General features: G+C 65.6%; 22 protein-coding genes and 1 tRNA gene. 15 read left to right on the forward strand and 8 right to left on the reverse strand.

Going from position 1 to position 23,540, the window contains the following annotated elements; translation table 11 throughout:
• Positions 1-8 precede the first annotated feature (8 nt).
• The 11 genes from mreC to H0T81_RS09205 all read left to right on the forward strand — a co-directional run bounded on the left by mreC (position 9) and on the right by H0T81_RS09205 (position 13,326).
• A complete protein-coding gene (gene mreC / locus H0T81_RS09155; RefSeq protein WP_294012089.1) occupies positions 9-884 on the forward strand; it encodes a rod shape-determining protein MreC in 876 nt (291 codons plus the stop codon).
• A complete protein-coding gene (gene mreD, locus H0T81_RS09160; RefSeq protein WP_294012092.1) occupies positions 884-1,405 on the forward strand; it encodes a rod shape-determining protein MreD in 522 nt (173 codons plus the stop codon). Before mreC ends, mreD begins: the two co-directional genes overlap by 1 nt.
• Positions 1,402-3,330, forward strand: a complete 1,929-nt coding sequence (gene mrdA / locus H0T81_RS09165) for a penicillin-binding protein 2 (RefSeq protein WP_294012095.1) — start codon at positions 1,402-1,404, stop codon at positions 3,328-3,330. Before mreD ends, mrdA begins: the two co-directional genes overlap by 4 nt.
• Complete coding sequence (gene rodA / locus H0T81_RS09170) at positions 3,327-4,439, forward strand: rod shape-determining protein RodA (protein WP_294012098.1); 1,113 nt, start codon at positions 3,327-3,329, stop codon at positions 4,437-4,439. The genes mrdA and rodA overlap by 4 nt, the downstream gene beginning before the upstream one ends.
• A 122-nt stretch (positions 4,440-4,561) precedes the next feature.
• A tRNA-Lys gene (locus H0T81_RS09175) sits at positions 4,562-4,637 on the forward strand.
• Positions 4,638-4,790: 153 nt separating this feature from the next.
• Positions 4,791-5,636, forward strand: coding sequence for an aldo/keto reductase (locus tag H0T81_RS09180; RefSeq protein ID WP_294012100.1), 846 nt, complete (start codon positions 4,791-4,793; stop codon positions 5,634-5,636).
• A 435-nt stretch (positions 5,637-6,071) separates the two neighbouring features.
• Positions 6,072-7,169, forward strand: a complete 1,098-nt coding sequence (locus tag H0T81_RS09185; RefSeq protein ID WP_294012102.1) for an ABC transporter ATP-binding protein — start codon at positions 6,072-6,074, stop codon at positions 7,167-7,169.
• A gap of 24 nt (positions 7,170-7,193) precedes the next feature.
• Positions 7,194-8,081 (forward strand): sugar ABC transporter permease, encoded by an 888-nt coding sequence (locus H0T81_RS09190; protein WP_294012105.1) that lies wholly within the window; start codon positions 7,194-7,196, stop codon positions 8,079-8,081.
• On the forward strand, positions 8,071-8,907 hold the full coding sequence (locus H0T81_RS09195; protein ID WP_294012108.1) for a carbohydrate ABC transporter permease: 837 nt from the start codon (positions 8,071-8,073) through the stop codon (positions 8,905-8,907). The genes H0T81_RS09190 and H0T81_RS09195 overlap by 11 nt, the downstream gene beginning before the upstream one ends.
• Complete coding sequence (locus H0T81_RS09200; RefSeq protein WP_294012111.1) at positions 8,907-10,208, forward strand: extracellular solute-binding protein; 1,302 nt, start codon at positions 8,907-8,909, stop codon at positions 10,206-10,208. Before H0T81_RS09195 ends, H0T81_RS09200 begins: the two co-directional genes overlap by 1 nt.
• A gap of 187 nt (positions 10,209-10,395) precedes the next feature.
• Positions 10,396-13,326 (forward strand): TonB-dependent receptor, encoded by a 2,931-nt coding sequence (locus H0T81_RS09205; RefSeq protein WP_294012114.1) that lies wholly within the window; start codon positions 10,396-10,398, stop codon positions 13,324-13,326.
• A 151-nt stretch (positions 13,327-13,477) separates the two neighbouring features.
• On the opposite strand, the gene H0T81_RS09210 is transcribed toward H0T81_RS09205, so the two are convergent.
• Complete coding sequence (locus H0T81_RS09210; RefSeq protein ID WP_294012117.1) at positions 13,478-14,506, reverse strand: glycoside hydrolase family 43 protein; 1,029 nt, start codon at positions 14,504-14,506, stop codon at positions 13,478-13,480.
• Positions 14,507-14,570: 64 nt separating this feature from the next.
• Positions 14,571-15,956 (reverse strand): glycoside hydrolase family 43 protein, encoded by a 1,386-nt coding sequence (locus H0T81_RS09215; RefSeq protein WP_294012120.1) that lies wholly within the window; start codon positions 15,954-15,956, stop codon positions 14,571-14,573.
• A gap of 76 nt (positions 15,957-16,032) precedes the next feature.
• Here H0T81_RS09215 and H0T81_RS09220 point away from each other — a divergent pair, with 76 nt between their 5' ends.
• A complete protein-coding gene (locus H0T81_RS09220) occupies positions 16,033-17,127 on the forward strand; it encodes a glycoside hydrolase family 43 protein (RefSeq protein WP_294012123.1) in 1,095 nt (364 codons plus the stop codon).
• A 4-nt stretch (positions 17,128-17,131) separates the two neighbouring features.
• Here the strand turns inward: H0T81_RS09220 and H0T81_RS09225 are convergent, their stop codons facing one another.
• Positions 17,132-18,484 (reverse strand): APC family permease, encoded by a 1,353-nt coding sequence (locus H0T81_RS09225; protein WP_294012126.1) that lies wholly within the window; start codon positions 18,482-18,484, stop codon positions 17,132-17,134.
• 67 nt (positions 18,485-18,551) lie between these two features.
• Here H0T81_RS09225 and H0T81_RS09230 point away from each other — a divergent pair, with 67 nt between their 5' ends.
• Complete coding sequence (locus tag H0T81_RS09230; protein ID WP_294012129.1) at positions 18,552-19,511, forward strand: nitronate monooxygenase family protein; 960 nt, start codon at positions 18,552-18,554, stop codon at positions 19,509-19,511.
• On the opposite strand, the gene H0T81_RS09235 is transcribed toward H0T81_RS09230, so the two are convergent.
• On the reverse strand, positions 19,508-19,996 hold the full coding sequence (locus H0T81_RS09235) for a DUF1465 family protein (RefSeq protein WP_294012132.1): 489 nt from the start codon (positions 19,994-19,996) through the stop codon (positions 19,508-19,510). The genes H0T81_RS09230 and H0T81_RS09235 overlap by 4 nt on opposite strands.
• 97 nt (positions 19,997-20,093) lie before the next feature.
• Positions 20,094-20,294 (reverse strand): DUF465 domain-containing protein, encoded by a 201-nt coding sequence (locus H0T81_RS09240; RefSeq protein WP_294012135.1) that lies wholly within the window; start codon positions 20,292-20,294, stop codon positions 20,094-20,096.
• 164 nt (positions 20,295-20,458) lie between these two features.
• Between H0T81_RS09240 and H0T81_RS09245 the strand changes: the two genes are divergently transcribed.
• Positions 20,459-20,614, forward strand: a complete 156-nt coding sequence (locus H0T81_RS09245; protein ID WP_294012138.1) for a YdcH family protein — start codon at positions 20,459-20,461, stop codon at positions 20,612-20,614.
• Positions 20,615-20,653: 39 nt separating this feature from the next.
• Here the strand turns inward: H0T81_RS09245 and dksA are convergent, their stop codons facing one another.
• Positions 20,654-21,019: an RNA polymerase-binding protein DksA gene (gene dksA, locus H0T81_RS09250; RefSeq protein WP_294012405.1), complete on the reverse strand. Its 366-nt coding sequence runs from the start codon at positions 21,017-21,019 to the stop codon at positions 20,654-20,656.
• Positions 21,020-21,413: 394 nt separating this feature from the next.
• On the opposite strand from dksA, the gene surE reads away from it, so the two are divergent.
• A complete protein-coding gene (gene surE / locus H0T81_RS09255; protein WP_294012141.1) occupies positions 21,414-22,181 on the forward strand; it encodes a 5'/3'-nucleotidase SurE in 768 nt (255 codons plus the stop codon).
• Here the strand turns inward: surE and H0T81_RS09260 are convergent.
• Entirely contained in the window at positions 22,136-22,507 is a 372-nt protein-coding gene (locus H0T81_RS09260) for a hypothetical protein (protein ID WP_294012144.1), read from the reverse strand. The genes surE and H0T81_RS09260 overlap by 46 nt on opposite strands.
• The gene (locus tag H0T81_RS09265) at positions 22,504-23,532 is read right to left on the reverse strand and encodes an SDR family oxidoreductase (protein WP_294012146.1); all 1,029 of its coding nucleotides are present in this window, start codon (positions 23,530-23,532) and stop codon (positions 22,504-22,506) included. Before H0T81_RS09265 ends, H0T81_RS09260 begins: the two co-directional genes overlap by 4 nt.
• Between the last annotated feature and the right edge of the window lie 8 nt (positions 23,533-23,540).

The raw sequence follows: 23,540 nt of genomic DNA on the forward strand, positions 1-23,540 counted from the left end.
GCTGAGCGTTGGCGCCCCCGCGCCCCGGTTGGTCGAGACGGGCGCAGTACGGGCTGTTCTTCAGCTTTCTGGCGGTCATCGCCGGAATTGCCGTTGGCCTGTTCTTGCTCGCTTTGTCGCTGGTCGCGCCCAAGACCTTCCAGTCGGTCCGCGGCGCTGCTCTCGACGTGACCGCGCCGGTGACCATGGCTCTCCACGAGGTCAGCGCGACCGCCGAAGGGCTGGTCAGCGGGGCGGGCGATTATTGGGATGCCGCGCACCAGAACGCCAAGCTCAAGCGCGACCGCAAGGCGATGCTCCAGCGGATGATCGAGGCCAAGGCGATCCTCCAGGAAAACCGCCAGTTGAAAGCGGCGCTGAAGCTTCGCGAACGCAATCGAAACACCGTTGCCGCCGGGCGGATCGTCGGATCGTCGTTGAGCAGCCCGCGCCGCTACGCGATCCTTTCGGTCGGCACCCGCGACGGAGTGCAAGTGGGGATGCCCGTCCGATCGGCAGACGGCCTGGTCGGCCGGGTCGTCGACTCCGGCGCCCTCGCCTCGCGGGTGCTGCTCATATCCGACCGGGCGAACATCATCCCCGCCCGGCTGCTTCGCGGCGGACTGCCGGTGATCGCCCAGGGACGCGGCGACGGCACTGTCGACGTCCGGCCGCTGGAGGTCGGGCGCAACCCGTTCCGGCGCGGCGACATCATCATCACGTCGGGCACCGGCGGACTCTATCACCCGCTGGTGCCGGTCGCCCGCATCGTCCGCCTCGACGACGACGGCGCGATCGCGCTGCCGCTCGCCGACCCCGCCAACACCAGCTTCGCCGTCGTCGAACCGCCGTTCGAGCCCGAAGCGGGAGCGGCGGCCGCGCGCGAAGCCGCGGAGGGCCCCTGATGGTCCGCACGGCGCTCAACTCCGGACGCCAGATCGGGCGAGGCCCGCGGGTCGCCGCCGCCTATATTCCGGCCGCGACCGTCGTCGCCGCCTCGTTCCTGTCGGCGCTGCCGATCGTCTCGACGAGCGGCTGGTACCCGGACTTCGGCTTCCTCACGCTCATCGCCTGGCGGCTGCTTCGGTCGGACCCGTGGCCCGCCTGGTGGGCAGCGCCGCTCGGTTTCGCCAACGACCTGATCACCGGTGCTCCGATCGGCCTGTCGGTCGCCTGGTGGACCGCAACCATGCTGCTGCTCGACCTGATCGATCGGCGCACCATATGGCGCGATTACTGGATCGAATGGGCGCTCGCAGCGGTGCTTCTGCTCCTCAATGAAGCGGTCGAGCGCTGGGCGGCCGGGATGATGGGAGCAGCGCTGCCGATCGTTTCCATCGCGCCGCCGCTGCTGATCGCGGTCTTTACCTTCCCGATCGCCGCCTGGATCATCGGCCGGCTCGATCATTGGAGGCTCGGACGGTGAGAAACGGCGGCGCCAACCGGGTCACATCGGTTCACCAGTCGCTGACCTTTTCGCGGCGGATGGTGCTTGCCGGCGGCGCCCAGGTTGCAATCGGAGCGGTCCTCATCGGCCGCCTCGGCTGGCTGTCGGTCGCCGAGAACGAGCGCTATCAGCTGATGTCCGAAAGCAATCGGGTGCAGCTGATCATCGTGCCCCCGAGGCGCGGCTGGATCATCGATCGCTACGGCAAGCCGATCGCGATCAACCGAAGCGACTTCCGGGTCGATTTGATCCCCGAGCAGATCGGTGACGTCGAGCAAACCCTGACCACGCTGGCCGAGCTGCTCGACCTCAACGTCGACGAGGTCGATCGAATCCTCAAGGAACTGAAGGCGGCCAAGGGATATCAGCCGGTCCAGGTCGCCGAGAACGTCCCCTACGAGAATTACGCCGCGGTGACGGTGCGGCTGCCCGAGCTGCCCGGAGTCCAGCCGATGCGCGGCTTCTCCCGCTATTACCCCGACGGACCGGCGGTCGGTCACCTGGTCGGCTATGTCGGCGCGGCTTCGGCCGAGGAGTATGAAAAAGAGAAGAACCCGCTGCTGATCACTCCTGGCTTCAAGATCGGCAAGGAGGGTCTCGAGGAGACTCTCGAGCAGCGGCTGCGCGGGACTCCGGGCGGCCAGCGCGTGGAGCTCACCGCCCGCGGCAAACTGGTGCGCGAGCTGACCCCCAAGCCCGACCGCAGCGGAGCCACCGTTCCGCTGGCCATCGACTCCGACCTGCAGGAGTTCGCGGCTCGGCGGCTCGGCGAGGAATCGGGCTCGGTCGTCGTGCTCGACTGCCTGACGGGCGACGTTCTCGCCTTTGTGTCGATGCCGGCCTACGACCCCAACAGCTTTTCCGACGGAATCGGCCGCACCGAGTGGAAGATGCTGTCGGAAGACCCGCGCCGGCCGCTTCTCAACAAGGTCCTGAACGCGCTGTATCCGCCCGGCTCGACGATCAAGCCGATGGGCGCGGTCGCCTTGCTCAAGCACGGCGTCGAGCCGAACGACCGAATCTTCTGTCCGGGCGGCTATCAGCTCGGCAACCGCTTTTTCCGCTGCCTCGGCCGGCACGGAACGGTGGACATGCGCCGCGCGATCGCCAAGAGCTGCAACACCTATTTCTACGCGATGGGTCACCGCATCGGCTACGACAAGATCGCGCCGACGGCAAAGCTGCTGGGCCTCGGCCAGAAGTTCGGCCTGCCGGTCGTCAGCCAGAGCTACGGCACCGTCCCCGACAGCGAATGGAAGGAGCGGCGCTACAAGCAGAACAAGCGGCTGATCGAGCGACCGGACTGGACCGCTTCGGACACCCTCAACGCGTCGATCGGACAGGGCTTTCTGATCGTCAATCCGCTGCAGCTGGCAGTGATGAGCGGGCGGATTGCGCTCGGCCGCGACATTCAGCCGCGGCTGGTCGGCATCGGCAAGGAGCCCGCGCCGCTGCTCGATATTCCCAAGGAGCATCTGGAGATCGTCCGCGGCGGCATGTGGCAAGTGGTCAACGGCGACGGCACCGCGGGCGCCAGCCGGCTGCCGCTGGACGGAATCGAGATGAGCGGCAAGACGGGCACCGCCCAGGTCCGGCGGATCGCCGGCGGACAGCGCGGCCAGAGCGGCGAACGCAGGTTTCGCGACCACGGCCTGTTCGTCTTTTACGCTCCGTCGGACAAACCGCGATACGCCGGCGCGGTGGTCATCGAGCATGGCCTTGGCGGCGCCAAGGCCGCGGCGCCGGTGGCCAAGGACGTGCTGACCTTCCTGTTTGACCGGCGCAAGGCGTTGGAGTCCCTCGCCGCGCTCGAGCAGCAATGGGGCGGATCGCTGGCCGAGCGAACCGCTCGCCGAGCGGCGGCGATCAAGGCGGCCAGCGATCCCCGGGTTCCATTGGCATGATCTCGTCGGCGATCATCCCGCAGCCCCTCGCGAAGCTGCCGTGGCGGCTGATCTTCCTGATCGCCGGGATCGCTGCGATCGGGCTCCTGACGCTCTATTCCGCGGCCGGCGGTTCGGTGCGGCCGTGGGCGCTCCGCCAGGGCACGACGTTCCTCTTTTTCCTGAGTGTCGCGGTGGCCATGTCGTGGATCAAGGAATCGACCATCAAAAGCCTCGCCTTCCCGGCCTACGGCGTGATCCTGGTGATGCTGATCCTGGTCGAGATGCTCGGCTTCGTCACCAAGGGCGCCCAGCGCTGGCTCGACATCGGCTTTATCCGCCTGCAGCCAAGCGAGTTCATGAAGCCGGCGATCGTGCTGGTTCTCGCGCGCTTCTATGAGCTGCTGCCGGTCGGCTACACCCGCAAATGGCGGGCCATTTGGCCGGCGGCGCTATTGATCGGAGTCCCGGCCGGCCTGATCCTGGTGCAGCCGGACCTCGGCACCTGCACGATGGTCGTGCTCGGCGGACTGACGGTGATGTTCGTCGCCGGAGTACCGATGCGCCTGTTCGTCGGCGGCGCCGTGACGCTCGCCGTCGCCGCCCCGATCGCTTACGCGTTCATGCACGAATATCAGCGCAAGCGCGTCCAGACCTTCCTCGACCCGTCGAGCGATCCGCTTGGAGCGGGCTATCACATCAGCCAGTCGCAGATCGCGATCGGATCGGGCGGGATCTTCGGCAAGGGCTTCCTGAACGGCAGCCAGAGCCACCTGGATTATCTCCCCGAAGGCCACACCGACTTCGCCTTCGCCGCCATGGTCGAGGAATGGGGGCTGCTCGGCGGGATGCTTCTGATCCTCGCTTTCGGAGCGGTGATCCGCTGGGGAATGGCGGTCAGCATGCGCTCCGCCAGCCGCTTCGCACAGCTCGCGGCCGCCGGCCTGTCGGCGACGATCTTCTTCTATGTGTCGATCAACTTGATGATGGTCATGGGTCTCGCCCCGGTGGTCGGAATCCCGCTGCCGCTGGTCAGCTTCGGCGGCTCGGCGGTGATGACCGTGATGCTTTGCCTCGGGCTTCTGATGGCGCTCGAGAGGCAGCAGCGGACGACCTCGCGGCTGGTGTGATCCTGGCCACCGCGCTTGAACCAGCCTGCTTGAACCGGGGGCGTTGCACCCCACCTTGCCGCATGCTACCGGCGCGCCGCGCAACGAGCGGACGAACGCCGGCGCATTTGCCTCTTGGCAGTGGACGCATAGCTCAGTTGGTAGAGCAGCTGACTCTTAATCAGCGGGTCCTAGGTTCGAGCCCTAGTGCGTCCACCATTATTTTCAATGACTTGGCGGCTTCCACCGATCCTGCGGCGCGCCGGGGGTACGGCATTAGCAGCTTTAGGTCCGCCAGGAGACCCTTGCGCCACGCCGATCGCCGTGGTCTGCGGAAATGGCGGCGAAAGCTGTGTGCATGACGGAGGCCACATGACTGTGCTGCAAGACGAGTTCACGCTTTGGAATGGGCTGCGAATGCCGAAAGTGGGCTTCGGCACTTGGCAGATCACCGATGCCGCGGAGGCGTATGAAGCGACTTCGTCCGCACTTGCGTGCGGCTACCGCCATATCGATACCGCTCGGGTGTACGGAAACGAGGACAGCGTCGGCCGCGCTGTTCGTGACAGCGGCATCCCACGCTCCGAAATCTTCGTGACTTCGAAGCTGCCGGCCGAGATCAAAGACCCTGACGAGGCGCTGGCGAGCTTCGAGACGACGATGGCCACAATCGGGCTCGAGCATTTGGACTGTTATCTGATTCACGCGCCGTGGCCGTGGCACGACATCGGCCGCGATTGCTCGGCGGGCAACAAGGCGATTTGGAAGGCTTTCGAAGCGATCTATCGATCAGGCCGTGCGAAGGCAATCGGTGTATCAAATTTCAACGTGCGCGACCTCGCGGTGATCCTCGACGGATGCTCGATCAAGCCGATGGTCAACCAGATCCGGTTTTTTATCGGCAACACGCAGGAGGAAGTCGTCGACTTCTGCCGCGGCGAGGACATCCGGGTAACCGCCTATTCTCCCCTGGCTACTGGCAAGATACTCCAGCACCCCGACATCGTGGCGGTCGCGCAGCGCTGCGGTAAATCAGTCGCGCAGGTATGCATCCGCTACGTCATCCAAAAAGGGCTCGGGCCGCTGCCCAAGTCCACGCGGGCCGAGCGCATCCGCGAAAATGCGGACGTCGATTTCGAAATGACCAGTGCGGACATGAGTCTGCTGGATAGGTTGAACGATACCGACAAGGTTCATCACGGGCAGGAAGCAACGTAGCGGTCGGCTTCGCGTCCGCTTTCCACCCATTGCGGACATTACCAAGCAGCTAGGTGCGCGTCATCCGGCGCCGAGCGTGGTCAGCAGTCCGTCCGTCGTCGCCAACCTCCCACTCGCGTCAGCCGTGAAGTGCGAGGAAGGCGTGCACCGCGTGGACGCGCACAAGTCAGCCTTACTTTGCCGGTGGCGCTGGGGGCTGTGGCGCGGCGGCAAGGCGTTGCGAATAGCGATGCATCACCTGCCAGTGGCCAGCGCGCCGAACCCAGGTATCGGTGACTAGGAAACGTACGACCCGCGGCGGCTCTCCTGTTCGCATGGTCACGGCCGTCAGGGGCCATCCTCCGGTCTTCAATATGGCTTACCGAGTTTAGCAATTCGCTTGGTTGCGGGCGCCGTTCGTTCTTGTAGAAGGTGCCGCGCAAGGGGAGAGTTCGATTGGCAAGCCTTGAGCTCAGCGGCGTCCGCAAAGCGTTTGGATCGACCCCCGTGCTGGACGACATTTCGCTGTCGCTCGAGGCCCGCGAGTTCATCGCTTTCCTCGGCCCGTCGGGATCGGGCAAGTCGACCCTGCTCAGGATCATTGCCGGCCTCGAGAGCGCGGACGCCGGCGAAATCACCCTCGAGGGCCAACGCATCGACCACCTGCCGCCGGGCCAGCGCGGAGTGGCGATGGTGTTCCAGCACTACGCGCTCTACCCGCACATGACCGTCCGCGAGAACATGGCGTTCGGGCTTCGCAACGCGCGCGTTGCCAAGGACGAGATCGAGAGCCGCGTCGGCGATGCCGCCCGAGCGCTCGAGATCGAAGAACTGCTCGACAGGAAGCCCGGGCAGCTGTCCGGCGGCCAGCGGCAACGCGTCGCCATCGGCCGCGCCCTAGTCAAGCACCCCAAGATCTTCCTGCTCGACGAACCGCTGTCGAACCTCGATGCAGCGCTGAGGATGCGCACCCGGGTCGAGCTCGCGCAATTGCGACAGAAGGTCGACGCGGCGGTGATCATGGTCACCCACGACCAGGCCGAGGCGATGACTTTGGCCGACCGGATCGTGGTGATGAACGACCGCACGATCCAGCAAGTCGGCCCGCCGATGGAAATCTACGAGCGGCCGGCGAACGTGTTCGTCGCCCAATTCGTCGGGTCGCCGGCAATGACTTTGCTGCCGGCCGAGCCGGTCGAGGGGCGAAGCCAGAACGCCAAGCTCAAGCTTGGCGACGGAGCCGAGGTCGAGACCGCCGTTCCTCGTTCGCAGCTCAAGGATGGCGAGCTTCGGATCGGCCTGCGCCCCGAGAACGTCCGGGTGATCGCCAAAAGCAAGGCGACGACGAGGGCGAAGGTCGAGCTCGTCGAGCGGCTCGGTGAACGGACTCTGATCTACGGGCGGCTTTCGAACGGCCAGGCGATCATCGCCGAGGACGAAGGCAACAGCCGGGTCAAGATGGGCGATGAGGTGGGGATCAAGATCGACGGCGCGGCGGCCCATGTCTTCGATGCCGACGGCACCAGCCATCACGCGCGCGGCCGAGCCAAATGAGGCTTAGCGAATGAAGTTTCACTCATGACATTGGGCGGGCGGCGCGCGCAGCTCGAAGGGTTCGCCTTCGTCGCTCCGTTCCTGATCCTCTATGTATTCCTGCTGATCTATCCGCTGCTGCGCGGCATATTGCTGAGCTTGCATCTCGCCGACCCGTTCGACGACGGCCGCTTTGTCGGACTTGGCAACTACGCGCAGCTCGCCGCCGACCCGGTGTTCCTCCAGTCGATGTGGAACACGTTCAAGGTCACTTTGATGATCGTGCCCGTGCTGACGGTGATCGCGCTGGCGCTGGCGCTCGCGCTCAATCGCGCAACTCGCGGCGCGGCGATCTTCCGCGGCATTTTCTTTGCATCGTCGGTGTTGTCGGTCACCATCGTCACGCTGATCTGGCGGTTCGTGCTGGCGCCCGACGCCGGCCTGCTGGGCGAGCTGTGGACGGCGCTCGGCTGGGAACCGCTGCCGTTCCTCAGCCACCCGGACCTGGCTCTCCCGGCGCTTGCGATCACGACCATCTGGTGGTCGCTGGGCTTGCCGATGATGCTGTTCCTTGCCGGCCTCCAGCAGATCCCGGAGGACATTTACGAGGCCGCGGCGCTCGACCGAGCGACCAAGTGGACGACCTTCTGGCGAGTCACGCTGCCGTCCCTGCGCCATACCCTGATCCTGGTCATCATGCTTCAGACCGCGGCCCAGCTCCAGCTATTCGGTCAAGCCCAGCTGCTGACCGCGGGCGGACCGAGCGGCGCGTCGCGAACCGCGGTTCTGTTCATCTTCGAAGTCGCGTTCGGTCGCTGGGAGATCGGCTATGCGACCGCGGCTGCCGAGGTCCTGTTCCTGCTGATCGTGGCGGTCACCTTCGCGCAATATTGGTTGACGACCCGCAACCAGGAAAGCAGCCGTGGCCGCTAGCCCGAGCCGCACCCGGCTTTCGCCACTCGCGTTTGCGGGCGTGCTGGTCGGCGCCGCGATCATGGTCGCGCCGCTGGTCTGGACGCTCCTGCTTTCACTGAAAGCGAACAGCGCGCTGCTCGGCAACAGCGGCGCTGCACTGTCGCCGCCCTACACGATGGAAAACTACCAGGCGATCGTCGGCAATTACCTGACCATGCGGTGGCTTGTGAACAGCCTCATCGTGTCGCTCGGAACGACGGCCGGAGTGCTGATCCTGAGCAGCCTCGCCGGCTATGGTTTCGCGCGCCTCCAGTTTCCGTTCCGCCGAAGCCTGTTCATCTTCGTGCTGCTCGGGCTGGCCATCCCGCAGCAGGCGGTGATCCTGCCGCAGCACCGGCTGTTTGCCGACCTTGGGCTGCACAACAGCTATCCGGGACTCATCCTTCCAGGACTGGTCGGCTCGTTCGGGGTGTTCTTCATGACGCAATATTTTCGCGCCATTCCGGTTGAGCTCGACGAAGCGGCGATGCTCGACGGAGCGTCGCGGATGCGGACGTTCTGGAAGGTGCTGCTGCCGCTGACTCTGCCGGCCCAGGCGACGCTCGGAGTGTTCACATTCCTGGGATCGTGGAACGACTATTGGTGGCCGCTGATTTCGGCGACCCGGAGCGACATGTACACGCTGACCGTCGGCCTCGCGTCGAGCCAGATGAACTACGCGCAAACCAGCGGGCTGGGATTCCTGATGGCGCAGGCGGTGTTCGCCTCGATCCCGATCTTCATCGTCTACATCATCTTCCAGAAACAGATCATTCGAGCGATGGCCGGGACGGCGGTCCGGTGATGCGCGCGATTGTCGGACTGCTTGCGCTGGCGCTTGCCGGCTGCAGCCAAGCGCGGGATGGCGCGAGCATATATCTGCAACGCTTCTTTGGTGAATGCACCGCCGTCTACGGAACGACGACCGATCTTTCCAAGGTCGAAGGCGAGTGCGGGATCATCACGACGATGATCAACAAGTTCAACGCCGAGAACCCCGACGTCGAGGTCAGCCAGAACGTCGTCGCCTGGCCCGGCTACGCGCAGCTGACGGCGCAGGTCGCCGCCAGGGACCCGCCCGACATCGTCACGATGCACACCGGAGTGATGTCGGACTACGCAGCCAAGGGGCTGATCGAACCGATCGATGCCTACCTTCGCGACGCCGGAATCTCCCCCGCCAGTTTCACCGACGCGAGCCGCCGCGCGGTGACTCTGAACGGGCGCATCTATGGACTTCCGTGGGACACCCACGGCGGCCTGTTCCACGTCAATCTGTCGCTGTTCAAGCAGGCCGGCCTGATGCGCGGCGGCAAGCCTGTGCTGCCGCAATCCGCCGAAGAGCTGTTGCAGCACGCGCGCCAGTTCAAGGCGCGCACCGGCAAGCCCTATCTGATCCAGAGCCTGGTCGGCGACCCGGCCTACCAGACCCGCAACATGTACACTTATTTGATGGCGCAGGACGCGGCCATCTTCCCGGACCCGAACCACATTCGACTGACGACACCGGAGGCGCGGCGCGTCGCCGCCTTCATTCGGCGCATCAGCGAGGAGCGGCTGACGACGCTCAACCAGGACACTCCGGCGGCGATCGCCAGCTTCATGAACGGCGAGGGCGGGATCTACCCGACCGGCACCTGGATGATCGGCCAGTTCGAGGCCGAAGCAAACACGCCCGGGCGGCCGTTGCACAACAGCTATGGAGTCTATCCCTACCCTCGCCTGTGGGGGCGCCAGGCGTCGTTCGTCAGCGGCCACGCGTGGGTGGTGCCGAAGCGCGAGCGAAGCGCCGAGCAGCGCGCCGCGATGGCGCGCTTCTTCCGCTTCATGGCCCGGCATAATTTCGACTGGGCGCGAACCGGACATTTGCCCGCCTTCCGGTCGGTCGTCGCGAGCCCGCAGTTCAAGGCGCTTCCGCACCGCGAGGACATCGCCCCGCTGGCGACCATCGGCCAGCCGCTGCCAGGCTATGTGCAGCGGCAGTCGGCGATCGAGGGATTGGTCGGCGAGGAAGTGGCCGCGGCGGTCAACGGCCAGAAACCGATCGATCGCGCGCTCGCCGACGCCGAGCGGCGGGTCAACAACCTGCTCGCGCAGGTCGACTGAGCAAAAGTGCGCCTTTGCTGCCACAGCCCGCAGCGCTCGGAATTCATTGCGGAATAAGGGGCTTGTAAGGGCAACTGGCCAACGGCATAGCGACGACAGCTGTGTGACGCTGTGGGGGACTGGACACAGTCCAAGGGGAGGCTGATCGATGCGCCGTATTTCCACTAAACTCTGGTCGACGTCCGCAATGGCGGTCGCGCTGATCGCGGCCCCCGCCGCGGCGCAAGTGACGGACCCGGCAACTCCGCCCGATCCGACGGTCGAAGCGCAGGAGCAGCCCGCCGATCCCGAGGCCGGCGTCGCGCAGACCGACGACGCGGTTCAGACCGCGGCCGGCGCCGACCAGGCAGAGGGTGCCGCCGACGACGACACGATCGTCGTCACCGGCCTTCGCCGAAGCTTGCGGTCGGCGCAGAACATCAAGCGCAACAGCGAGCAGATCGTCGATGCGATCGTGGCCGAGGACATCGGCAAGCTGCCCGACATCGCGGTATCCGACACGGCTGCGCGAATTCCCGGCTTCCAGGTCGAGCGCGAACGCGGCGAAGCTGGCAGAGTGCTGGTGCGCGGCCTGGACGAGTTTTTCTACACGACGACCTACAACGGCCGCGAGATCTTCACCGCGGAGAGGCGCTCGGTCGCACTGCAGGATTTCCCCGCCGGCGGGATCAGCGCGATCGAAGCGTTCAAGACCTCGACCGCCAACCTCGTCGAGCCGGGCCTTGCCGGCCTCGTCAACGTGCGTTCGCGCCGCCCGTTCGATTTCAACGGTTTCGAGCTCGCCGGATCGGTGTGGAGCGGATACCCGAACCAGTCGCGTGATCCGAAGGTCAACGCGCAGCTGCTAATCTCCGACCGGTGGGACGCGGGCGGAGGCGAGCTCGGGGCACTGATCAACTTCTCCTACACTCGGCTTCACTACCAGGATTCGATTCGCCGCCATGGCTTCTTCATTGCTGACCTCGCCGGCGGCCGCTCGCCGGACTGGCCGGAGATTCGCTACAATGAGGGTGATCGCTGGCGGCCGTCGATCAACAGTGCGCTGCAATGGCGGCCCTCGGAGGACACGGAAATTTACCTCGAAGGCCTCTGGCAGGGCTACCGCGAGGAGGTCACCGACCGGATGTGGTCGCAGCCCTTGTGGGGTGGTGCGAGCTACTCGAACATCGTGTTCGACGAGGGCACCAACCGGATCATCAGCGGCACCGTCAATACGCCGACCGCATGCTGCGGCGGCAATCATGCGTGGGGCTTCCAGGGCGCGACCAAGCGCAAGACCGACACCTTCCAGTTCGCGCTCGGCGGGCGACAGGATTTGGGGCCGCTGGTCATCACCGGCGACATCGCGCGGACCAGCAGCCGCTTCGATCTTGAAACCGAAAGCGTCGACTTCGAAATCAACCGGAAGGACTATTCGGTCAACTGGTTCACCGGCCGGCCGGGTGGCTCCGGGCCCACCTTCGAAGTTGTCGGAATCGATCCCGAGGACCCAGCCAATTACAACTACCGCGGCTTCTTCGAGGATTATCTCACCGCCAAGGGTGACGACTGGCAGTTCCGCCTCGACGGTGAATATGAGCTCTCCGGAATATCTTTCCTGCCGAAGATCCAGGCGGGAGTTCGGTTCGTCAACCGCGACGCATCGGCCCGCGGCGGTGCCCGGTACTGGAACTTCGCTCAACGCGGCATCCCAATCTCCGCTGTGCCGCTCGACTATTCGTTGTTCCGGCCGGCGTTCCGCGGCGACGACGACAAACCCTTCCCGACAACGTGGCCGGCGCCGACGTTCAGAAGCGTCCACGACAATCTGACCGAGCTGCGGCAGTTCAACATCAACTTGGGCGGAACTGCATTCGGGTCGAACACCGTCGACGACCCGGCGATCGACCCCGGTCGGACTTTCAAGATCGATGAGGAATCGCTCGCCGGCTACGGGCAGCTGAATTATGACTTCACAGCGGGGGCTGAAACAGCGATCAGCGGCGTCGTCGGCCTACGAGCGGTCAACACCCGGACGAACACTAAAGGCACGCTGTTCACCCCGACCGGGACCGAAGATATCGACTTCCAGAACGAGTACACGGACTGGCTGCCGAATGCGAACATGAATGTCCGCTTCAGCCCCGAATGGCAATTGCGGCTGGCGGCGACGCAAACCCGGACGCGACCCAGGTTCGACCAGCTCAATCCCGCCCTGAGGTTGGAGCCGCCCCCGGGTTGCACTCCCGGGGGAACGACGGACTGCGTTCGAATTGGCCGTGGCGGAAACCCGTTCCTGAAGCCGCTCGATTCCAACAATTATGACGCGAGCCTCGAATATTATTTCTCGCGCAACGGCTTTGCCTCGGTCGCGCTGTTCCACCGCGATATGAGAGGGTTCGTCGCGACCAGCGCGATTGAATTTCCGGATCCGGATCCTCTGACTGGCCTCCCGCTGGTGATCACCGGTCCAGTTAATACAGGCAAGGGCAAGATCAGAGGGGCCGAAGCGCAGGTCAGCACTTTCTTCGACTGGGAGTTCATGCCGACCTGGGCGCGTGCTTTCGGGGCCCAGGCGAACGTCACCTACATCGACGCGAAAGCCGATTTCCCCGTGTTTGGCGAAGAGCGTCGCTTGCGCATTCCCGACGTTTCGAAGTGGACCACGAACCTCGTCGGAATGTACGAAGCAGGCGGGCTGACGCTCCGGCTCGCTTACAACCGGCGCAGCCAGTTCCCCGAGGGCGGCCTTTCGCTGCGGAATGGCTTTACGCTCCAGGGGCGCGGCAATCCGATATCAAGGCTCGATTGGTCGAGCAGCTACACGGTGACCGACAATTTCACCCTGTTCTTCGACTGGACCAACATCCTCAAGAAGCCGTTCAAGTCGGACATCGTGCGGGTCAATTATGCGGCCGGCGAACCGGTGGGCGAGTCGGAAATCTTCCCGATGGTAACCCGCTTCGAAGAGTCGATCATGACCGGCGGCGTCCGCTTCCGCTTCGGCGGCGGCGGGCCACGGATTGCGGCAGCGCCTGCGCCGGTCCTTCCGCCACCTCCGCCGCCGGCAGCAGCGCCGCCGCCGGTGTTCGAGCCGGCTCCACCGCCACCGCCGCCGCCGAGCGGCCAACGCGGCTAAGCGGCCAAAAACTTCTATCTGCGAGGGCGGCCTGAAACGGCCGCCCTTATTTTTTGCGTGACTTCACTTCTTTTCCGGCGGGTGGCGGATGGCGGTCAGCGCTAGGCTGGCGGGGCGATCGGCGGCAGCACTGCGGCGGGCCGGTCGACTCTCACCGCGCTCTGGCGCGTTGCCGCAGGCTCGGCGCCAGCAGCGGCTTGCCATCCTTCCAGAACAGCGGGGCGATGTAGAGGTAACGCTTGTCATCGGCCTTGCGGCAGCCGCTGGTCGCCGCCCACGCGTGGAACGCCATGAAGGTCCGCGCTCCGACCTGGAATATGCCCGGATGGCCGGGGCCGCTGAGACAGCCGGCTTGACGCTCGTTGAAGCTGTTCAGGATCGGGTTCTCGGGCGCGTCCTGGCACGGGCCGAGCGGCCCGGCGCAAGTCGCGTAGCCGGTCGCATAGCGCGACAATCGCTCCTTGGGGTCCCAGCCGTAAAACGCCGCCGAGTAGAACAGCTGGTGGCCGGCCGGCGAACGGACCATCGACGGCGCCTCGACCAGCCGCCATTCCCATTTGGCGTCGTCCTTGATCAGCGGCACGGCCGCGCCAACGACTTTGAGGCCGTCGTCGCTGAGCCGCTGTCCCCAGATGTAGGTGGTCTTGCCGACCGCGTTCCCGTCGCTCTTGTAATAGACGTAGAGCTTGCCGTCGGAATCGCGGAACGGGTTGGCGTCGATCGTGCCGCCCTGGTCATACTGGCAGACCAGCGGCTCGGTCGATTGATCCCGGAACGGGCCTTTGGGATGGTCGGCCGAAGCGACTCCGAGGCACTGCATTTTCCGCCGGCGGGAATGGGCGGTGTAATAGAGCAGCCACTTGGCCCCGACCTTCATGACTTCCGGCGCCCAGGTGCGGCCTTCCTGCACCCAGGGCGCGAGCGCCGGCATCCCGTCGATGCGCCTGCCGGCCTGGTCGGCGACCGGCGACCAATTGACCAGGTCACGCGACACCAGCATCGGCAGGTTGATCCCGTCGTTGGTCGCATAGGCGACAAACTCGCCGCCATGCAGAACCACGTGCGGGTCGGGGAAATTGTTGCGGTAGACGGGAACGAACGACGGCTCGGCGAACGCGGCAGCCGACAAGCCGGCGAGCAGCAATGCGGCCAAGCGGCGGGCCTTAAGCGATACTGGCATCGGACTCCCTCTCGATGCGGGGGCGAAGGCGCTATCCTAGCACAGCGGCCCCGCTCGCCAAGCGTCAGCCGATGGTGACCTTCGTTTGGGTAAACCGAAGCGGCACCGTCATCAGCGCCCGGAACGCATTGTAGCCGCCGGTGCCGGGGTGGAACGCGTGGAAGAACAGTTGCGGATCGCCGTCGAGTCCCGGAGCCACCGAGGCGTGGCCCGGCGCGATCCATTCGCGAGTTGATTTGAGCAATGGCTCGGCCTGTTTTTCGTAGGGTCCGAGCGGGTGGTCGGCGACCGCGACCCCGATGCCGTACGCGGGTGTCGAAAAGTCGTTGCCCGCGTAGAACATCCAATAGCGGCCCTGCTGCCGGGTGACGAACGGCCCCTCGATCAGATGGCCCTCCCAATCGAGGTCGTTGCACAGCACCTGTACCGGCTCGCCGATCAGCGACTCGCCGTCGTCGGCCAGGCGCTGGCCGTGGACCGGAGTGGTCATCGCCTCGAGGATTGCCGGGGCGAGGCCACAGTCGATCAGCGCCCGCTTCACCCGGTCCCACGCGTTGAGCGCCGCCTCGATCAGCGGCTGCATCAAATAAAACCGCTCCATCGGCCGGCGGGTGTTCGCCCACCCGACGATCGCTGCCGCGAAGGCCGCGGTGCGCCGGTCCGAATCGGACTCGAACAGGCGCTCGATGAGCTCGGGATGGTCGCGCAGGAGGCCGGCGAGCGGGCGCGGCCAGATGCCGTTCGCATCGTCCTTCCAGAACAGATAGCAGTCGCCGTTCGCGTCGATGAAGATGTGCGAGTCGATGACCCCGCCGCTCATCATCCCGCCCGGCACGCCCGTGGTGTTGACCGCCTTTCCAGTCAGCAGCGGCCGGCCGAGATCCCGGAACGGGCCCGTCGGGCTCGGGGCTTTGGCAAGCCCGATGGCGAGCGCGTTGGATTTCTGCCGGGCGGTGAAAGCGACCCAATATTCATCGCCGACCCGGGCCATCTCAGGCGCCCAGAAGTCGGCGACCCGAGTGCCGGTCGCGGTCCATCCAGGCTCTTGCCCGCGGGGAAAGACGAACGACTTGTGCTGCCACTCGATAAGGTCGCCTGAATGCAGGATCGGGAATGCATCGGGCGCGTCGTTGGATGTCGCGACGAGATAATAATCGTCGCCGGCCTTCAGCACCGCCGGGTCGCCGTAACCGCACAGGATCTGCGGCGAAATGTTCTCGGTCAGAAGCGGCTGCCACGAAATTTCACTCGCCGGGTGCTCGGCCGGCTCGGCCAGCATGTGCGGCATGCGAGTGCCGAAATCGCGCGACAGCTCGGCGTAGAACTGCGCGTAGAGCGGCTGCTCGCTGGCCGCGACGAAATAGCGTTTGGCGGCGCCGTCGGACGCGCGCACGTCGAAGCGCACCCCCTCGCCTTCCTCGGCAGCATCGACCTGGAAAGATATCGGCATCGGCGGGCGCGATAAATGCGCGGGCGGGCGATGAGAAGCCCTTCCGGGTTGGGACGCCCCAGCCTATGGTGACCCCATGCTCCGATTGCCTCCGACGCTGATCGCCGTCGCCGCGCTCGCCTTGTCGAGCTGTGCGACGCCCGTCGCGCGCTCGCCGGTCGCCGGCACTTACGCGAACCCGGTGCTGAATGCCGACTTCCCCGATCCGGCGGTTCTGAAAGCGCCCGACGGATTCTATTACGCCTATGCGACCCAGACCGAGATCGGCGGCAAATGGGTCAACATCCAGCTCGCCCGGTCGCCCGACCTGGTCACCTGGCAGCATCTCGGCGACGCGCTTCCGGCCAGGCCCGGCTGGGCGTCCAAAACCCAGGATTTCTGGGCCCCGCACGTCGCCCGGCATGGCGACACCTACTACATGTATTATTCGGCCAAGCCCGACGCGGCTCTCAGCGACGACAAGCGCGGGCTGTGCCTCGCGGTGGCGACCGCCGGCGGTCCGCTCGGACCGTTCGTCGACATCGGCAAGCCGCTCCAGTGCGGCGAGGGCTTCGTCAACATCGACCCGATGTCGTTCGACGATCCGGCGACCGGAAAGCGGCTGCTTTACTGGGGCTCGGGGTTCCGGCCGATCAAGGTGCAGGAGCTGGCGCCCGACCGGCTGTCCTTCGCTCCCGGGAGCAAGCCGGTCGACCTCGTCCCGATCATCAAGGACGATCCCAACCAGTATGAGCGGCTGGTCGAGGGCGCCTGGGTGATCCGCCGCGGCGGCTGGTACTACATGTTCTACTCCGGCAATAATTGCTGCGGACGCGAGGCCAATTATGCCGTCCTCGTCGCCCGCTCGAGGAGCGCCACGGGCCCGTTCCAGAAGCTTGCTAGCGCAACCGGCGCTCCGACCAGCGCCACCGGCGCCGCGACGAGCGCGATCCTGGAGAAGCGCGGAATCTGGTTCGCGCCGGGACACAATGCGATCATCACCGACGCGGCGGGTCAGGACTGGATGGTCTATCACGCGGTCGATGTGCGTCGCGCGCGCACCAAGGCGGCCGACGCCGTCAACACGCGCCGGATCATGCTGATCGACCCGATCGTCTGGCGCGACGGGTGGCCGCGGATCGAAAACAACGGCCCGTCGACCGAGCGCAAACGCGCGCCGCGGGTGCGCTGACCTTTTAGCCGCCGAGTGCGATCGGTTCGGGCTGGTTGCGCCGCATCCACAATCCGATCGGCACGCAGATCGCGACCGCAGCGACGATGAACAACCCGCTGGTCCAGTCGGCCGCAAGGAACGCGATCAACATCCCGACGTCGAGCAGCAGCGCGAGCGCGGGCAGCCACGGGTAAAGCTTGGCGCGGTAAGGCCGCGCCAGCTCGGGGGCCTCGCGGCGCAGCTTGAACAAGGCAAAGTCGGCGACAACAAACGGCACAATGCCCAGTGCGGCCATGATCAGGAACACTGTTGCGAATTGGCCGGTGAGAGTCAGCCCGAGCGCCGCCGCAGCGCTCAGCGCGAGCGCCACGCTGGGTGTCCCGCCGCGGTTGACCCGGAGCGCAGCGGTCGGGAACATCCTTTGCTCTGCAAGCCCATAGAGGATTCGCGGCGCACCCATCAGATTGGCGTTGAGGCAGGTGAGCGCGATCAGCACCGCGCCGATCGCGATCAGCTTGAACGCGAAGGGCCCGATGACCGGAGCCAGCGCATCGGCTATGGGCAAAGTCGATTTAGCAAGAGCGGCGGGACTCATCGTCAGGTACAGCGCCGCGCTGATCAGGCAATAGAGCGCCATGACGGCGAGCACGGTCATGAACATCCCGCGCGGAATGTTGCGGCTCGGATTTTGATCCTCCTCCGCGAAATAGGCGACGTTGGAAAAGCCTGTATAGCCCCCGAAAATCGTCTGATAGGCGACGATGATCCCGGTCGCGCCGATTGGACCGACGGCATGGCCGAGCGCCGAGCTGTCAATGGGCCGGGAGAACAAAATCAGCATGACCAGGGCGACCAGGAACAGCATCTTGGCCGCGCTGCCGATGATTTGGGCGGTGCTTCCTTCGCGCACTCCAAGCCAGTTGATTGCGATGAAGACGGCGAGGAAGCCGACTGCAATCGCGGTTACGTAGGACGCCAAAGGTGGAACGGCCAAAACCGTGAAATCGGAAGCGAGGATCGAGAGCGCCGCGACGGCCGCGATATAGCCGAGCCAGTCCGTCCAGCCGACCAGCAGGCCACCGGGCTCGCCGAATGCGGCGCGCGCAGGGACGAACAACCCACCCGCACGCGGCAAAGCCGTCATCAGCTCCGACACGACATTCGCCTGCAGCAGGCAATGAAGGCCGACAGCGAGCCACAAGCCGAGCGCGAAGCCAGCGTGCGGGACCGCGTCGAACACCACGGCCGGGGTTCGCAATATGCCGCCGCCGACGACCGTCCCGACGCCGACCGCGAGCGCGAAGGCCAGGCCCAGCACGCGCAACAGCTGACCGGCTTGCGGCGGCTTCCTGGCAAGCGTGGCGGCGACCTGCATCGACGGACGCTGCCCCGATTATCGCGGCCTGTCTAGGCGACAGAGTTTCGTCAAGCTAAGCGCGGCCATGGGCCTGCCGCCGATCCTTTCGAACCTGCGCATTCCGGTGATCGGGGCGCCATTGTTTATCGTCTCGAGCCCCAGGCTGGTGATTGCCCAGTGCACGTCCGGAATCGTCGGCAGCTTTCCGGCGCTGAACGCTCGGCCGGCCGAGAAGCTCGACGAGTGGCTGCACGAAATCACCGAGAGCCTGGCCGCGCACGACCGAGCCCATCCCGACGCGCCGGCGGCGCCGTTCGCGGTCAACCAGATCGTCCATCGCTCCAACGACCGCTTCGAGCGCGACATGGCGGTGTGCGCGAAGTGGAAGGTGCCGATCGTCATCACGTCGTTGGGCGCGCGGGTCGAACTCAACGATGCGGTCCACGGCTGGGGCGGGATCACGCTCCACGACGTGATCGACGACCGCTTCGCCCGCAAGGCGGTCGAGAAAGGCGCCGACGGGTTGGTCGCCGTCGCGGCCGGCGCCGGCGGCCATGCCGGACGCTGGTCGCCGTTCGCTCTGGTCCACGAGATCCGCCGCTGGTTCGACGGGCCGCTGGTGCTGTCGGGGGCGATCGCCACCGGCGGCGCGATCCTCGCCGCGCAATCGATGGGCGCCGACCTCGCCTACATCGGCTCGCCGTTCATCGCGACGCCCGAAGCCAACAGCTCCGATGCCTACAAGCAGGGGATCGTCGCGGCGAGCGCCGCCGACATCGTCTACACCGACCTGTTCACCGGCGTTCACGGCAATTATCTGCGCTCGTCGATCGTTTCTTCGGGGCTCGATCCCGACGCGCTCGCGGCTGGCACCATCGACGCGATGAAATTCGGGTCGGACGGCTCGAGCAAATCCAGGGCGTGGCGCGACATCTGGGGCTCGGGCCAAGGCATTGGAGCAGTCGACCGAATCCTGCCCGCCGCCGAGCTGGTCGCGAAACTGGCTGAAGAATATGCGGCCGCGAAGGCCCGCGTCTGCAGCTAGTGCAGCTGCTCGCCGAGACCGCGCTCGAGCCGCCCCATCAGCGCCCGCGCCGGGCTGAGCGCCGGTTCCTCGAACATCGTCCCCTCGTCGAGCCTTTTGACTCGCGAGTAGAGGTCGGCGCTGCTGTTGATCAGCCGCTGCGCGGCTGGCGGCAGCTGGGCGACGATCGCCGGGTCGCTGTCCGCCGCATGGCCGAGCCGCCGTTCCGGACGGCGGCCCTGGCGCGCCGGGATCTCGCCGCTTTCGATCGCCCGCTGAGTCAGCAGCCAGGCGACGATGTGCATGATCCGGGTCGTCACCTTCAACGACTCGCAGGCAAAGCCGACACGAACGAACGGCTCGAGCTCCGAGCGCGCCTCGCGCCCCGCCTGGTCGAAATAGGACCGGGCTTCGTCGGCCAGCAGCATCGCCTCCGTGTAGAACGCGTCGACCAGCCGCGGAGTGATCCGCGCCTCGGGCTGAAACATGTCGGTCGAATCGTCCATTGCTTCTCCAGACTGCCACCGATGACCGGCGCTGAAAACGATTGAAAATGGGCCTCGGCTGCCTTTCGGCCCCAAATCGTCCCGTCTCGGGACGGGGTCAGGCGATGATGTCCGGCACGCTTCGGTCGCGCAGCCGCTCGATTTCGTCCTTCAATCGAAGCTTGCGCTTCTTCAGCCGGGCAATCTCGAGCTGGTCGGCCGTCCCTTGCGCGATCAGCGCCGCGATCTCATCGTCGAGGGCTCTGTGCTCGAGCTGCAACGCGGCAAGCTGCTGCGCGGCAGTCTCGTCGTCGTTCATGCGCGCAGCCTAATCCATTCAGGCGTCGATTGGAAAAGTTCATGGCCGGCGGGCAAGGCAGGCCGCGCCGGGCTGTCGCCGAACCGTAATGATCGCCCGAGACAAAAGCCGAGAATCGTGATTTATTGGCGGACGGTCTTTCAACCCGGAAAGGAATCCCGCCGATGGACAAGGCACCTGTCGAGGATCTGGCATCCAAGCATGCAGCGCTTCACGCGCTCATCGACGAGGAAGAAAATCGCCCGCATCCCGACGAGGATTTGCTCCACCGATTGAAGAAGGAAAAGCTGAGGCTGAAGGACTTGATGCTCGGCCACTAGGGCCGGCCAAACGCCCCATACTGAAAGCGCGACGGCCGCTCAGTCGTCGCGCGACACCTTTTCGATCCGCTCGTGGCGCTCCTGCGCCTCCAGGGTCATCGTCGCGACTGGCCGAGCCTCGAGCCTGGCGAGCGAGATCGGCTCACCCGTCACTTCGCAATAGCCATATTCGCCTTCGTAAAGGCGGCGGATCGCGCATTCGATCTTGGCGATCAGCTTGCGCTGGCGGTCGCGGGTGCGCAGCTCGATCGCCCAGTCGGTCTCGCTCGATGCGCGGTCGGCGAGGTCGGGCTCGCGCAGGCAATCGACCTGGAGCTGCGCCATGGTCGCCCGCGATTCCTCGATGATCGCGTCCTTCCACTCCTTGAGGCGGCGGAGGAAGTAAGCGCGATGCTTGTCGCACATGAAGTCTTCGCGCTCCGTCGGGCCATAGCCCTCGGGAAGGATCAGCCGGTCAAACGGTAGCGGGTGTTCGCCATAAAGGTCGACAAGTGCGGTCGCCATAACCCCTCCCCAGTCGCGGCCCATCGAAAGAAGCTTCGATCAAGGCCACATATCCCGCCGCCGCTGCGGCCGGGCCCACCGGTGCAGCCGGAGGCGATTAAATCAGGCTTTCCCGCCACTTAAGACCGGGAAAGCCGGTCATCCCCAAGGCGCCTATAGTTAAGCCCCAACGCCTTAACAAGGACTGACGAAGGACGGCCGAAGAAAAGCGCAACATGTTGCCATTATGGCGCAATTCGGCCGTTGAGCGGTCCCGGTTGCGGCTTGCGTCCGCCTCGCCCATAGCGCCCGTTCGATGCGCATCCTGCTGACCAACGACGACGGCGTGAACGCGCGCGGAATGGCGCTCCTCGAAGCGGTGGCGCGCAAGCTCGCCGACGACATCTGGGTGGTCGCCCCGTCCGAGGAACAGTCGGGCGCGGGCCACTCGCTGACCCTGACCCAGCCGGTCCGCCTTCGCCATCATGGCGACCAGCGCTTTTCGGTCACCGGAACTCCGACCGACGCAGTCATGCTGGCGCTCGCCCATGTGATGAAGGATTCGCCGCCCGACGTGATCCTGTCGGGCATCAACCGCGGCGCCAACCTCGGCGAGGACGTCACTTATTCGGGCACCGTGTCGGCGGCGATGGAGGGAGCGCTCGCCGGCGTCCGCTCGATCGCCTTGAGCCAGGGCTATTCGCGCGAGGGCATGGGCGACACGGTCCCGTTCGCGGCGGCCGAAGGCTGGGCGGAGCGCGTGCTGTCGCCGCTGCTGACATTCGAGTCCGCGGCCGGCACTCTGATCAACGTGAATTTCCCCGCGGTCCCGGCCGACGAGGTCAAGGGAATCCGGGTCTGCCGCCAGGGGATCCGCGATTACGGCCGGTTGCGGATCGTCCAGCGCACCGACCCGCGCGGTTACGACTATTACTGGTTCGGCCTCGGTCCGATGGTCGAGACCCCCGGGCATCTGACCGATCTGGAGGCGGTCGCCGACGGCTATGTCTCGGTGACCCCGCTCCATCTCGACCTAACTCACGACGAATCCTTGCTGCCGCTCGGCCGCCAGTTCGAATCCTGACCAAGCAGCTCCGGCCGGCGCCGGGCGAGGACGAAGATCAAGCTCGGGATCAGCATCGTCAGGACGATGTCCTTGAGGGCTTCGCCAAGCTGCATCCCCGGGTCCGGCCAGACGTCGACCAGGAAGTCGTTCACTTCGTTGATCAGGACCAGCGCCAGCACCGCGAGCAGCGGCCTCCACCGCGCCACCGAGCTTTTGAACAGAACCGCGACCAGCAGCTGAATTAGCACGCCGACAAGGATGTGCAGAGCGTCCATGCTGATCCCCGTCGAATGCTCGACGAGCAGCTTGAACTGATGCCAGTCGAAGATTTGCAGGAAATTCATCGCGCCGAGTGCAGGTACCAGGGAAGCGCTTCGGCGATGCCGTCGCCGATGCGGTGCGTCGGTGCATAGCCGAGCAGCCGGTGGGCCTTGGCGATGTCGGCTTCCGAATGGAGCACGTCGCCGCGGCGGAAATCGGCGTGGACCGGCTCCTTGTCGTAATGCACCTGGTGCCGGGCCAGGCCGTCGCGCAACAGGCCGAACAGCTGGTTCAATGACGTTCGCTCGCCGACCGCGACATTGTAAACCTGGTTCTGCGCATCCTCGCCGGCGAGCGCGGCGCGCAAATTCGCCTGGACCGCATTGGCGACATAGCAAAAATCGCGGCTGGTCGAGCCATCGCCGTAGATCTCGATCGGGCTGCCGCTCATCATCGCCGCGATCCATTTCGGGATCACCGCTGCATAGGGCCCTTCCGGGTCCTGCTTGGGGCCGAAAACGTTGAAATAGCGCAGCCCGATCGACGGGAAATCATAGCTGCGCGCATAGACCGACGCGTAGATCTCGTTGGTGAGCTTGGTCGCCGCGTAAGGTGACAGCGGATTGCCGATCCGCTCCTCGCGCTTGGGCAGGTTGGGCTCGTCGCCGTAGGTCGAGCTCGACGCGGCATAGACGAAGCGCCTGACGCCCGCGAGCCGAGCAGCGTCGAGCATGTTGACGAAGCCGGTCACGTTGACGTCGTGCGATGTCAGCGGGTCGGCGAGCGATCGCGGAACCGAACCGAGCGCGGCCTGGTGAAGAACGATCTCGACGTTCTCGACCGCGCTGGCGCACGCATCCCGGTCGCGAATATCGGCCTCGATCAGCTGAAAGCTCGACCAGCGCTCGTCGCCAACCGCGGCCCGCACCTGGTCCAGATTGCCGCGGTGCCCGGTCGCGAAATTGTCGAGCCCGATCACCTGCTGGCCGGCGGCGAGCAAGGCTTCGACCAGGTTCGAGCCGATGAAGCCGGCCGCGCCGGTCACCAGCCACCGCCCACTGACCTTGCTCAGGCGGCCGGCGACGTCGTCTTGCAGTTCGATGGGCATTCGGGCGG

The sequence above is a fragment of the Sphingomonas sp. genome, from assembly GCF_013812825.1.
In the GTDB taxonomy this organism is placed as follows: domain Bacteria; phylum Pseudomonadota; class Alphaproteobacteria; order Sphingomonadales; family Sphingomonadaceae; genus Sphingomicrobium.

Bases quoted from the DNA above. Each gene is read 5' to 3' on its own strand.
- mreD (WP_294012092.1), top strand. From the start codon at position 884: ATGGTCCGCACGGCGCTCAACTCCGGACGCCAGATCGGGCGAGGCCCG.
- rodA (WP_294012098.1), top strand. From the start codon at position 3,327: ATGATCTCGTCGGCGATCATCCCGCAGCCCCTCGCGAAGCTGCCGTGG.
- H0T81_RS09180 (WP_294012100.1), top strand. From the start codon at position 4,791: ATGACTGTGCTGCAAGACGAGTTCACGCTTTGGAATGGGCTGCGAATG.
- H0T81_RS09190 (WP_294012105.1), top strand. From the start codon at position 7,194: ATGACATTGGGCGGGCGGCGCGCGCAGCTCGAAGGGTTCGCCTTCGTC.
- H0T81_RS09200 (WP_294012111.1), top strand. From the start codon at position 8,907: ATGCGCGCGATTGTCGGACTGCTTGCGCTGGCGCTTGCCGGCTGCAGC.
- H0T81_RS09205 (WP_294012114.1), top strand. From the start codon at position 10,396: ATGGCGGTCGCGCTGATCGCGGCCCCCGCCGCGGCGCAAGTGACGGAC.
- H0T81_RS09210 (WP_294012117.1), bottom strand. From the start codon at position 14,506: ATGCCAGTATCGCTTAAGGCCCGCCGCTTGGCCGCATTGCTGCTCGCC.
- H0T81_RS09215 (WP_294012120.1), bottom strand. From the start codon at position 15,956: ATGCCGATATCTTTCCAGGTCGATGCTGCCGAGGAAGGCGAGGGGGTG.
- H0T81_RS09220 (WP_294012123.1), top strand. From the start codon at position 16,033: ATGCTCCGATTGCCTCCGACGCTGATCGCCGTCGCCGCGCTCGCCTTG.
- H0T81_RS09225 (WP_294012126.1), bottom strand. From the start codon at position 18,484: ATGCAGGTCGCCGCCACGCTTGCCAGGAAGCCGCCGCAAGCCGGTCAG.
- H0T81_RS09230 (WP_294012129.1), top strand. From the start codon at position 18,552: ATGGGCCTGCCGCCGATCCTTTCGAACCTGCGCATTCCGGTGATCGGG.
- H0T81_RS09235 (WP_294012132.1), bottom strand. From the start codon at position 19,996: ATGGACGATTCGACCGACATGTTTCAGCCCGAGGCGCGGATCACTCCG.
- H0T81_RS09240 (WP_294012135.1), bottom strand. From the start codon at position 20,294: ATGAACGACGACGAGACTGCCGCGCAGCAGCTTGCCGCGTTGCAGCTC.
- H0T81_RS09245 (WP_294012138.1), top strand. From the start codon at position 20,459: ATGGACAAGGCACCTGTCGAGGATCTGGCATCCAAGCATGCAGCGCTT.
- dksA (WP_294012405.1), bottom strand. From the start codon at position 21,019: ATGTGCGACAAGCATCGCGCTTACTTCCTCCGCCGCCTCAAGGAGTGG.
- surE (WP_294012141.1), top strand. From the start codon at position 21,414: ATGCGCATCCTGCTGACCAACGACGACGGCGTGAACGCGCGCGGAATG.
- H0T81_RS09260 (WP_294012144.1), bottom strand. From the start codon at position 22,507: ATGAATTTCCTGCAAATCTTCGACTGGCATCAGTTCAAGCTGCTCGTC.
- H0T81_RS09265 (WP_294012146.1), bottom strand. From the start codon at position 23,532: ATGCCCATCGAACTGCAAGACGACGTCGCCGGCCGCCTGAGCAAGGTC.